This is a genomic window from Anabaenopsis sp. NIES-4685 (assembly GCF_059725405.1).
Map to the genome: position 1 here is coordinate 3,363,472 of NZ_AP043602.1, position 12,485 is coordinate 3,375,956.

Here is a 12,485-nt window from a genome sequence, read left to right on the forward strand (position 1 = left end):
TACGAGCAATAATTTATAAATCCCCTGCAGCATAATATATGTATTTGGGGATGTTTGTCTATGGTGCTGAGTCCTAAAACTGAGGATTTCAGTCTAGATATAAGCTACATTGATGATGCTTTGTGAAAGAGAGAATTAATTGTGACTGTTAGAGTCCGGATTGCGCCGAGTCCCACGGGGAATTTACATATTGGTACAGCCAGAACCGCTGTGTTTAACTGGCTATTTGCTCGCCACCATGGTGGGAAGTTTATTCTAAGAGTTGAAGACACAGACCTAGAGCGATCGCGTCCCGAATATACTGAAAATATTCTGGAAGGTTTTCGCTGGTTGGGGTTAAACTGGGATGAAGGGCGATTTTTCCAATCCCAACGCCTGGATATGTATAAAGAGGCGGTGGAAAAACTTCTAGAACAAGGATTAGCCTATCGTTGCTACACCACATCAGAAGAACTAGAAGCACTACGAGAAGCCCAAAAAGCCACAAACCAAGCTCCCCGCTACGACAACCGTCACCGCAACCTGACACCAGAACAAGAAGCAGCCTTTAAAGCCCAAGGGCGCAGCTGTGTGATTCGGTTCAAAATTGCTGATGAGCGAGAAATTGTCTGGAATGATCTAGTTAGGGGAACAATGACATGGCGAGGTAGTGACCTTGGTGGTGATATGGTCATGGCCCGCGCTTCAGAAACAGGTATTGGTCAACCACTGTACAACTTTGTGGTTGTAGTTGATGACATAGATATGCAAATTAGCCATGTTATCCGCGGGGAAGACCACATAGCCAACACCGCCAAACAAATTTTGTTATATGAAGCTTTAGGAGGTAAAATTCCCGAATTTGCTCATACACCCCTGATATTAAATATGGAAGGGCGCAAACTTTCCAAACGGGATGGAGTGACTTCTATTTCTGACTTTCAGAAAATGGGCTTCACCTCTGAAGCTTTAGTCAATTACATGACCTTACTGGGGTGGTCGCCACCGGAATCAACAGAGGAAATCTTTACCTTAGAAACCGCAGCCGAACACTTTAGCTTTGAGCGGGTGAACAAAGCTGGAGCCAAATTTGACTGGGCAAAGTTGGATTGGTTAAATAGTCAGTATCTCCATCATATGCCCCTGGAGCAACTGACAGATTTAATCATCCCCTTTTGGGAAGATGCTAAATTTACCTTTGAGGGAGGACGAGAACGCCCCTGGTTAGAGCAGTTAGTCACTTTAATCAGCCAGAGTTTAACTCGTCTCACAGATGCGGTGGAAATGAGTAAACCGTTTTTCACTCAAACAGTAGAATTTACCTCAGAAGCTAGGGAGCAACTACAAAAAGAAGGTTCAGAGGTTGCTATTCAGGGAATTATCGCAGCTTTGGAAAATCACCCCCATCTGTCAGAAACAACCGCCCAAGAAATCATTAAACAAGTGGTAAAAGAGCAAAAACTTAAAAAAGGCTTAGTTATGCGATCGCTCAGAGCGGCTTTAACTGGAGATGTTCATGGACCGGATCTAATTCAATCTTGGTTACTGCTCAATCAGATTAATTTAGACAAACCCCGGTTACAGCAAGCCATGTCCGCCGCCAATTAGGCGCTTTCACAACAGGGGACAAGAAGACCGGGAGAAATTTTTGATAATTTTCCCTGCTTTTCCCAGTCCCCAGCAGTAAATTTCTCTCATTTTGGGAACTTGCTGTGTAAAATTAGTGTCCACCAAAACCTAATCTTTAATGTCGAAAATAGTGATCAACCAAGGGATAAGATTATTCTTGATCATATTTGTACTGGGCACCACATCTGTAATTCAAGCCATAGCCAATGCCCAGGAAACACCACCGATATTTGGGGACATCACTATCAACCGAGAATTTTCTCCAGATCCTGTGAAAGTACGGGGGATGAGTGGGGGTTCACTACCAGCAAGACAAATTGCGGGGCGGTCTCAAACAGCCACTGGTACCTGTACCGGATTTTTCCACCTCACCCCCGGACATACATTAGAGTTAAAAACTGGATTCGACTATTTGAAATTATTAATACAAAGTCCTCAAGACACCACCATGATTGTCAAAGGACCTGGCGGAACTTGGTGTAATGACGACTTTGATCGCGAAAATCCCGGCATAGTGGGGGAGTGGTTACCCGGAATATACCAAATTTGGGTGGGTTCATACCAAAAAGACAAGTATTTCCCTTATACATTACACATCACCCAAGTTAAGTAAAGACAAGGTGAATACCTACTGGGGAGAGGGGGGAATTCTTTGTTTCAACACATCCACAACTATTGTTTCAAAGCCTCACCGACTTTGAAACAATTTTTTCAGAAATGTTGAAATCCTTGCAATGACAGGGATATAGGGGTTATGGGCATTTTAATTTTCTTTTCGTCGCCTTAGTTTTTCACGCTTGATGCAAAGTTGTATTAAAATTAAGTTAACTTTAATTAAGATACTTTTTGATATCGCCGTTAGTCCCCTATGGCTACAGCGATTTATGATCAAAGATCAAATTAAACAAAATGGCATACCTAACCTAGTCACAGATGATGGCATCATCAGTTTCTACGGAAGGTTAATTGTATTGGCATCTAGAGGCAAATTAAAATGAAATTCTCCTGGCGAGTCGCGGTACTCTGGACATTGCCGGCTTTGGTGATTGGCTTTTTTCTCTGGCAAGGCGCTTTTGCTGGCAATACCGCTGAAATGGGTAAAAATGCAGCTAATACCCGTATGACCTATGGCCGCTTCCTGGAATACCTAGACGCTAACCGTGTTAATAGTGTCGATTTGTATGAAGGTGGCAGAACAGCAATAGTCGAAGCCAGCGATCAAGATATCGAAAATCGTGTGCAACGGTGGCGGGTGGATCTGCCAATTAATTCTCCTGAGTTAATTAGCAAGCTCAAAGAGAAAAACATCAGTTTTGATGCTCACCCCATGCGCAATGATGGCGCTATCTGGGGACTGTTGGGGAATCTGGTTTTTCCCATCCTCTTAATTACAGGATTGTTCTTTTTGTTCCGTCGCTCTAGCAATATGCCCGGTGGTCCTGGTCAAGCGATGAACTTTGCTAAATCTAAGGCTCGGTTTCAAATGGAAGCCAAAACAGGGGTGAAATTTGACGACGTAGCAGGTATTGAAGAAGCTAAAGAAGAACTGCAAGAAGTCGTTACCTTCCTGAAACAGCCAGAACGGTTTACCGCTGTGGGCGCACGCATTCCTAAAGGGGTGTTGTTAGTCGGTCCGCCCGGAACTGGTAAAACCTTACTCGCCAAGGCGATCGCCGGGGAAGCTGGTGTACCTTTCTTCAGTATTTCCGGTTCAGAATTTGTAGAAATGTTTGTGGGTGTGGGTGCATCCCGTGTCCGCGATTTATTCAAAAAAGCTAAAGACAACGCTCCCTGTATCATCTTTATTGATGAAATTGACGCAGTAGGAAGACAGCGGGGTGCTGGTATTGGTGGCGGTAATGACGAAAGAGAGCAAACCTTAAACCAATTACTCACGGAAATGGATGGCTTTGAAGGTAACACCGGTATCATTATTATTGCCGCTACCAACCGTCCCGATGTCCTAGACTCAGCATTATTGCGCCCCGGTCGCTTTGACCGCCAAGTTACTGTAGACGCACCGGATATTAAAGGGCGTTTGGAAGTCTTACAAGTCCACTCCCGCAATAAGAAACTTGACCCTACTGTATCTTTAGAAGTCATCGCTCGGCGCACTCCTGGTTTCACAGGTGCGGATTTAGCCAATTTACTCAACGAAGCCGCCATCCTCACCGCCAGAAGACGCAAAGAAGCCATCACCCTCAGTGAAATTGATGATGCAGTAGACCGGGTAGTGGCTGGTATGGAGGGTACTCCTTTAGTAGATAGCAAGAGCAAACGCTTGATTGCTTACCATGAGGTAGGACACGCTTTAGTAGGGACATTGTTAAAAGAACATGACCCCGTACAAAAGGTTACCCTCATCCCCCGTGGACAAGCACAGGGTTTAACTTGGTTTACCCCCAATGAAGAACAAGGTTTAATTTCTCGTTCTCAACTCAAAGCTAGAATTACCGGTGCGTTGGGTGGTCGTGCTGCTGAAGAAGTGGTATTTGGCTCTGCGGAAGTCACAACTGGCGCGGGTGGCGACTTACAGCAGTTATCCGGAATGGCTCGCCAAATGGTGACCCGGTTCGGAATGTCTGACCTAGGTCCGCTGTCTTTGGAAAGCCAACAGGGAGAAGTATTTCTAGGTCGTGATTGGACAACCCGCTCTGATTATTCCGAAGCGATCGCCGCTCGCATTGACTCTCAAGTCCGCAAAATCGCCGAAGATTGCTACGAAAACGCCAAGAAAATTATCCGCGACCACCGCACAGCTTGCGATCGCCTAGTAGATTTACTCATTGAAAAAGAAACCATTGACGGCGAAGAATTCCGCCAGATCGTCGCTGAGTACACTGAAGTACCCGAAAAAGCTCAGTATGTACCACAGCTATAAAGCTTATAATTAAATTTGACAGCAATGGGGATGGTTAAGACCGTCCCTATTTTTTTTACTCAGATCCCGGACTTTAACTAAACTCCCGTAATTCTCCATGACAGAATTTACCAACTACATCGAAGACCTACAAACCAACATCAAACGCGGTGGAGAACGTAGTCATTACCCCAGCTTAAAAAGACTGATTGAAAGTTTAATGATGGGAATTAACGCCACAATTGAAGAAAAAGGTAATCAACAAGGTATTCCCGACTTCACCATCAGAAAAAATGACCGCATCCTAGGATATATAGAAGCTAAAGATATTAATATTGATTTAGATAAAACCGCCAAAACCGAACAACTCAAACGCTATTTAGAATCAAACATTGGTTATAACCTGATTTTAACTAATTACCTAGAATTTCGTTGGTATGTAGATGGAGAATGTCAGCAAACTGCTCAATTAGCTAATTTAGAGCAAGGGGAAATTATCCTAGTAGATGATTTACAACCCATCAGAGACCTACTGCAATTATTTCTCAACCACAAACCCCAAGATATTAATAACTATTATGACCTAGCTAAACAAATGGCAGCTTATACCAAAACCATTAGAAATGCCATTTTAGCATCCTTAGAAATAGAAACATCTACAGAACAATTATATCAATTAAAAGAAACATTTAAGAAAATATTAATTCTAGATATAGATAATCAAAGTTTTGCCGATATGTATGCTCAAACCATAGCCTATGGTTTATTTACAGCTAAAATTGGTCACGCTCAAAACCCAGGAGAATTTACATTTAATCGCCGAACAGCTAGTATTTATATTAGTGAGAGAATCCCCTTTTTAAAAGGTTTATTTGATGTAGTTATAGCCACAGATAGCCTAAGTAAAATTCATAAATCAATTGAAAATTTAGTAGATTTACTAAATACAGTTGATATGACCAACATCTTAGAAACTTTCGGGAGAGAAACCCGCACAGAAGACCCAGTTATCCACTTTTATGAAACATTTTTAGCAGCTTATGCAGCATCATTAAGAAAAAGTCGCGGAGTTTATTACACTCCTGAACCCGTAGTTAATTTTATAGTTCGTGCTGTCAATGATATTTTAGAAAATGAAGACATTTTTGATTTACAATATGGTTTAGGTAATCGTAGAGTTACCATTCTAGACCCGGCGACAGGTACAGGCACTTTTTTATATGCAGTTATTAAACAAATTCGGGATAATGTCGCTAAATATGGGATTGATAAATGGCATAGTTTTTTAAGAGATGTAAAACTGTTAAACCGTCTCTTTGGCTTTGAATTATTGATGACTCCCTATACCATCGCCCATTTAAAATTAGGTTTATTATTAGGAGATTTAGGTTATAAATTCGCCCCAGATGAAAGATTAAAAGTTTATTTAACTAACGCATTAGAACCGGGAATCAACACAGAAATTCTTGCAGAAGAATCAAGTCAAGCAGGAAAAGTCAAAAACGAAATTCCCGTAATGGTAGTATTGGGTAATCCTCCCTATTCCGTTAGTTCCCAAAATGGGAGTAAACGCAAAAGAATTTTAAATCAAGATGAGAAGTATTTAGCTGATATTGAATATACTGGTTTAGACTGGAATCGGATTTATAAAACTGGTAAAGCAGGTAAAACTATTACTGAGTTAACCTATATTGGGGAACTTTTAGAATTATATAAAGGTCGGGTCAGGTTAGAAAGAGAAAAGAATATTCAACCTTTGGATGATGACTATATTAAATTCATTCGGTTAGCTCAAGAGCAAATTCAAAAAACACCCAAAGGTTATGGGATTATTGGTTTCATTACCAATCATTCCTATCTCAATGGGTTAATTCATCGGGGGATGAGAGAGGAGTTATTAAAGTATTTCGATACTTTATATATTATGGATTTACACGGTAATTCTTTGTTAAAAGAAACCGCACCGGATGGAAGTGTTGATCAAAATGTGTTTGATATTCAGCAGGGGGTCGCAATTTTAATTGCTGTAAGGGAAAAAAGCGAACCTGATTATTTTTCTACTGCTTATAAGTCCAGAGATGGTGTTCAGGAAATGGCGCGGGTGTGGTATTATGACCTCTGGGGTAGTCGTGAGGGTAAATATAGGTTTCTGGAATCTGCAAGTTTAGATAATGTTGATTGGATTCAGTTACAACCTACAGCACCTAATTACTTTTTTGCACCCAAGGATTTTGATTTAGCTACGGAATATCATCAGGGTTGGAGTGTTACAGATATTTTCCCTGTAAATTCTAGTGGTGTTAAAACACATCGTGACCATTTTGTTATAGATTTTGACAAACAGGTTTTATTGGATAGGTTAACAGATTTCTTAAACCCAAGTAATACTCCTGCAAAAGTTGAAAGCCAGTATAATTTAAAAGACTCTGGTAATTATAAATTAGAGACAACCAGACAGTTATTAATTAAAGTAGATATTAAATCCTTGATTTATCCTATTTTATATCGCCCTTTCGATAAAAGACATATATTTTTTAGTGAGATTTTCTGTGAAAGACTCCGAAAAGAAGTTATGAATAATTTGCAATTAAATAATTTGGCTTTGATTTTATCACGTCAGCAAAAAGATATAGGATTTAAACATTGTTTAGTCACTGATACTATAGGTGATGGTAATACAATGTCAGTAAATTCTAGAGAATATAACTATTATTTCCCCCTCTACACTTACCCAAATACAGAAAATGACCAAACTAACCTATTTATACAAAAAACTCCTAACCTATCCCCCAAATTCCTAGAAACCATTAAAAACAAACTAGGTCAAACACCAACCCCAGAAGAAATACTTTACTATGCTTATGCTATATTTCACAGTCCCACCTATCGCACCAGATACGCAGAATTTCTCAAAATAGATTTTCCCCGTCTCCCCTTAACCAGTAACAAGCAATTATTTAAGTCCTTAACTACCAGAGGAGAAGAATTAGTAAATTTACATTTAATGAAATCTCCCACCCTAAATAATTTAATTACCACATTCACCGAGGGGGATAACCAAGTTACTCAAGTAACTTATAATTCAGAATTACAAAGAGTGTATATCAATCAACAGAGTTATTTTACAGATATTCCTCAACATATCTGGGAATTTAAAATCGGTGGATATCAAGTATTAGATAAATGGTTAAAAGATAGAAAGAACAGTCATCGGGTCTTGTCAGTAGCAGAAATTAACCACTATCAAAAAATTGTGGTTGCGTTAACGGAAACCTTACGGTTAATGGAAGAAATTGATGGTTTAATTCCTGGGTTCCCGATTGAATAAGCTCAAAGTCTTTAATTGCTTGTAAGTTTATAGTCAGAGTTTTTGAGTTTTAGGAAACAGGGAACAGGTTACTTGGTGTCTGCTTGATGAAACTGAGTAAAGCTTATAATTGAATCTGGGTGAAAAGATGTTTTAAAAGTTATGATTGACCCCACCCTAACTCTCCCCTCTTGAGGGGAGGGGATTAGATTTGATTGTTTCCCCGCTGTAAGGGGAGATTAACAGGGTAAAAATGTGATTTACAGTACCTCGGAAAAGTTATAAAACCCCTTTAACTAAACTCCCCTAATTCCCCATGACAGAATTTACCAACTACATCGAAGACCTACAAACCAACATCAAACGCGGTGGAGAACGTAGTCATTACCCCAGCTTAAAAAGACTGATTGAAAGTTTAATGATGGGAATTAACGCCACAATTGAAGAAAAAGGTAATCAACAAGGTATTCCCGACTTCACCATCAGAAAAAATGACCGCATCCTAGGATATATAGAAGCTAAAGATATTAATATTGATTTAGATAAAACCGCCAAAACCGAACAACTCAAACGCTATTTAGAATCAAACATTGGTTATAACCTGATTTTAACTAATTACCTAGAATTTCGTTGGTATGTAGATGGAGAATGTCAGCAAACTGCTCAATTAGCTAATTTAGAGCAAGGGGAAATTATCCTAGTAGATGATTTACAACCCATCAGAGACCTACTGCAATTATTTCTCAACCACAAACCCCAAGATATTAATAACTATTATGACCTAGCTAAACAAATGGCAGCTTATACCAAAACCATTAGAAATGCCATTTTAGCATCCTTAGAAATAGAAACATCTACAGAACAATTATATCAATTAAAAGAAACATTTAAGAAAATATTAATTCTAGATATAGATAATCAAAGTTTTGCCGATATGTATGCTCAAACCATAGCCTATGGTTTATTTACAGCTAAAATTGGTCACGCTCAAAACCCAGGAGAATTTACATTTAATCGCCGAACAGCTAGTATTTATATTAGTGAGAGAATCCCCTTTTTAAAAGGTTTATTTGATGTAGTTATAGCCACAGATAGCCTAAGTAAAATTCATAAATCAATTGAAAATTTAGTAGATTTACTAAATACAGTTGATATGACCAACATCTTAGAAACTTTCGGGAGAGAAACCCGCACAGAAGACCCAGTTATCCACTTTTATGAAACATTTTTAGCAGCTTATGCAGCATCATTAAGAAAAAGTCGCGGAGTTTATTACACTCCTGAACCCGTAGTTAATTTTATAGTTCGTGCTGTCAATGATATTTTAGAAAATGAAGACATTTTTGATTTACAATATGGTTTAGGTAATCGTAGAGTTACCATTCTAGACCCGGCGACAGGTACAGGCACTTTTTTATATGCAGTTATTAAACAAATTCGGGATAATGTCGCTAAATATGGGATTGATAAATGGCATATTTTTTTAAGAGATGTAAAACTGTTAAACCGTCTCTTTGGCTTTGAATTATTGATGACTCCCTATACCATCGCCCATTTAAAATTAGGTTTATTATTAGGAGATTTAGGTTATAAATTCGCCCCAGATGAAAGATTAAAAGTTTATTTAACTAACGCATTAGAACCGGGAATCAACACAGAAATTCTTGCAGAAGAATCAAGTCAAGCAGGAAAAGTTAAAAACGAAATTACCGTAATGGTAGTATTGGGTAATCCTCCCTATTCCGTTAGTTCCCAAAATGGGAGTAAACGCAAAAGAATTTTAAATCAAGATGAGAAGTATTTAGCTGATATTGAATATACGGGTTCAGATTGGAATCGGATTTATAAAACTGGTAAAGCAGGTAAAACTATTACTGAGTTAACCTATATTGGGGAACTTTTAGAATTATATAAAGGTCGGGTCAGGTTAGAAAGAGAAAAGAATATTCAACCTTTGGATGATGACTATATTAAATTCATTCGGTTAGCTCAAGAGCAAATTCAAAAAACACCCAAAGGTTATGGGATTATTGGTTTCATTACCAATCATTCCTATCTCAATGGGTTAATTCATCGGGGGATGAGAGAGGAGTTATTAAAGTATTTCGATACTTTATATATTATGGATTTACACGGTAATTCTTTGTTAAAAGAAACCGCACCGGATGGAAGTGTTGATCAAAATGTGTTTGATATTCAGCAGGGGGTCGCAATTTTAATTGCTGTAAGGGAAAAAAGCGAACCTGATTATTTTTCTACTGCTTATAAGTCCAGAGATGGTGTTCAGGAAATGGCGCGGGTGTGGTATTATGACCTCTGGGGTAGTCGTGAGGGTAAATATAGGTTTCTGGAATCCGCAAGTTTAGATAATGTTGATTGGATTCAGTTACAACCTACAGCACCTAATTACTTTTTTGCACCCAAGGATTTTGATTTAGCTACAGAATATCATCAGGGTTGGAGTGTTACAGATATTTTCCCTGTAAATTCTAGTGGATTTACTACTCATAGAGATAACTTTGCAATAGATTTTGATAGAGATGTTGTTAAACAAAGAATACTAAATTTAATTTCTGAAGATTTATCTAACGATAATTTGCAAGAATTATATAGTATTCATGATAGTAGGGATTGGAATTTAGGTGAAGCACGAAAACAAGTTAGAAAAAATCTAACCTGGGAAGATGATTTAATCTCTTGTTTATATCGTCCCTTTGATCAGCGCTTCTGTTATTTAAGTACAGTAGCAATGGATTTTCCACGACCACCATTGAAACAGCATTTAATTAAAGATAATCTAAGTTTATTATGTAGTCGTCAGCTTTCTATTAGAGGATGGAGACATATCTTTATTAGTGATTTAATTCCTGAAATATGTTCTGTTTCATCAGGAAGTAGAGAAAGAACTTATGTTTTACCCCTCTACCTTTACCCAAATACAGAAAATGAGCAAACTAACCTATTTATACAAAAAACTCCTAACCTATCCCCCAAATTCCTAGAAACCATTAAAAACAAACTAGGTCAAACACCAACCCCAGAAGAAATACTTTACTATGCTTATGCTATATTTCACAGTCCCACCTATCGCACCAGATACGCAGAATTTCTCAAAATAGATTTTCCCCGTCTCCCCTTAACCAGTAACAAGCAATTATTTAAGTCCTTAACTACCAGAGGAGAAGAATTAGTAAATTTACATTTAATGAAATCTCCCACCCTGAATAATTTAATTACCACATTCACCCAGGGGGATAACCAAGTTACTCAAGTAACTTATAATTCAGAATTACAAAGAGTGTATATCAATCAACAGAGTTATTTTACAGATATTCCTCAACATATCTGGGAATTTAAAATCGGTGGATATCAAGTATTGGATAAATGGTTAAAAGATAGAAAGAACAGTCATCGGGTCTTGTCAGTAGCAGAAATTAACCACTATCAAAAAATTGTGGTTGCGTTAACGGAAACCTTACGGTTAATGGAAGAAATTGATGGTTTAATTCCTGGGTTCCCGATTGAAAAGGATTTTGATTTAACTACAGAATATCACCTGGGTTGGAGTGTTACAGATATTTTCCCTGTAAATTCCACAGGGGTAAAAACTCACCGTGACCATTTTGTTATAGATTTTGATTTAGAAAAACTGCGTCAAAGAATAGAAGATTTTAGAGATTTAAGTATCACAGATGAACATATATGTCAGATTTACAATCTGGGTGATACTCGTGACTGGAAACTTAGTACAAAGCGAGAATTGTTAGCTAATAATAAATCTTGGTTATCTTATTTTACTACTTGTTTGTATCGTCCTTTTGATACAAGATTTTATTATCATCATCAAAATGTTGTAGAACTCACCAGAAATGAGGTGATGCAAAATATGGTAAATTGTGGAAATTTAGCCTTAGTTTTGTGTCGTCAACAATCACAACCAGGAAAATGGTATTTAGTTAGTGTATCCAATCAAATTATAGAATGTTGTGCTATTTCTAATAAAACCAGAGAAACTAACTATTTATTCCCCCTATACCTTTACCCAAATACAGAAAATGAGCAAACTAACCTATTTATACAAAAAACTCCTAACCTATCCCCCAAATTCCTAGAAACCATTAAAAACAAACTAGGTCAAACACCAACCCCAGAAGAAATACTTTACTATGCTTATGCTATATTTCACAGTCCCACCTATCGCACCAGATACGCAGAATTTCTCAAAGTAGATTTTCCTCGTCTCCCCTTAACTAGTAACAAGCAATTATTTAAGTCCTTAACTACCAGAGGAGAAGAATTAGTAAATTTACATTTAATGAAATCTCCCACCCTAAATAATTTAATTACCACATTCACCGAAGGGGATAACCAAGTTACTCAAGTAACTTATAATTCAGAATTACAAAGAGTGTATATCAATAAACAGAGTTATTTTACAGATATTCCTCAACATATCTGGGAATTTAAAATCGGTGGATATCAAGTATTAGATAAATGGTTAAAAGATAGAAAGAATAGTCATCGGGTCTTGTCAGTAGCAGAAATTAACCACTATCAAAAAATTGTGGTTGCGTTAACGGAAACCTTACGGTTAATGGAGGAAATTGATGGTTTAATTCCTGGGTTCCCGATTGAATAAGCTCAAAGTCTTTAATTGCTTGTGAATTTGTAGTATATAAAACAACTATTGGGAGCATCCCATAGATATGT

General features: G+C 37.9%; 6 protein-coding genes. All 6 read left to right on the plus strand.

The genetic code is table 11. The features are described from left to right. The first annotated feature begins 141 nt into the window (after positions 1 to 141). The 6 genes from gltX to AC6IZ0_RS14435 all read left to right on the plus strand — a co-directional run bounded on the left by gltX (position 142) and on the right by AC6IZ0_RS14435 (position 12,414). Positions 142 to 1,587, plus strand: coding sequence for a glutamate--tRNA ligase (gltX, locus tag AC6IZ0_RS14410; RefSeq protein WP_497723544.1), 1,446 nt, complete (start codon positions 142 to 144; stop codon positions 1,585 to 1,587). A gap of 139 nt (positions 1,588 to 1,726) precedes the next feature. Continuing rightward, a complete protein-coding gene (locus AC6IZ0_RS14415) occupies positions 1,727 to 2,221 on the plus strand; it encodes a hypothetical protein (protein WP_497723546.1) in 495 nt (164 codons plus the stop codon). Between the two features lie 187 nt (positions 2,222 to 2,408). Further along, complete coding sequence (locus AC6IZ0_RS14420) at positions 2,409 to 2,606, plus strand: hypothetical protein (protein ID WP_271763529.1); 198 nt, start codon at positions 2,409 to 2,411, stop codon at positions 2,604 to 2,606. Next, positions 2,603 to 4,489, plus strand: a complete 1,887-nt coding sequence (ftsH2, locus tag AC6IZ0_RS14425) for an ATP-dependent zinc metalloprotease FtsH2 (protein WP_497723547.1) — start codon at positions 2,603 to 2,605, stop codon at positions 4,487 to 4,489. Before AC6IZ0_RS14420 ends, ftsH2 begins: the two co-directional genes overlap by 4 nt. A 97-nt stretch (positions 4,490 to 4,586) precedes the next feature. Further along, positions 4,587 to 7,796, plus strand: a complete 3,210-nt coding sequence (locus AC6IZ0_RS14430; protein WP_497723549.1) for a type ISP restriction/modification enzyme — start codon at positions 4,587 to 4,589, stop codon at positions 7,794 to 7,796. A gap of 295 nt (positions 7,797 to 8,091) precedes the next feature. Continuing rightward, positions 8,092 to 12,414, plus strand: a complete 4,323-nt coding sequence (locus AC6IZ0_RS14435) for a type ISP restriction/modification enzyme (protein WP_497723550.1) — start codon at positions 8,092 to 8,094, stop codon at positions 12,412 to 12,414. Positions 12,415 to 12,485: the final 71 nt, after the last annotated feature.

Excerpts from the sequence above, each read along its gene's own strand:
- AC6IZ0_RS14430 (WP_497723549.1), top strand. The coding sequence starts at position 4,587 with ATGACAGAATTTACCAACTACATCGAAGACCTACAAACCAACATCAAA.
- AC6IZ0_RS14415 (WP_497723546.1), top strand. The coding sequence starts at position 1,727 with ATGTCGAAAATAGTGATCAACCAAGGGATAAGATTATTCTTGATCATA.
- AC6IZ0_RS14420 (WP_271763529.1), top strand. The coding sequence starts at position 2,409 with ATGCAAAGTTGTATTAAAATTAAGTTAACTTTAATTAAGATACTTTTT.
- AC6IZ0_RS14435 (WP_497723550.1), top strand. The coding sequence starts at position 8,092 with ATGACAGAATTTACCAACTACATCGAAGACCTACAAACCAACATCAAA.
- ftsH2 (WP_497723547.1), top strand. The coding sequence starts at position 2,603 with ATGAAATTCTCCTGGCGAGTCGCGGTACTCTGGACATTGCCGGCTTTG.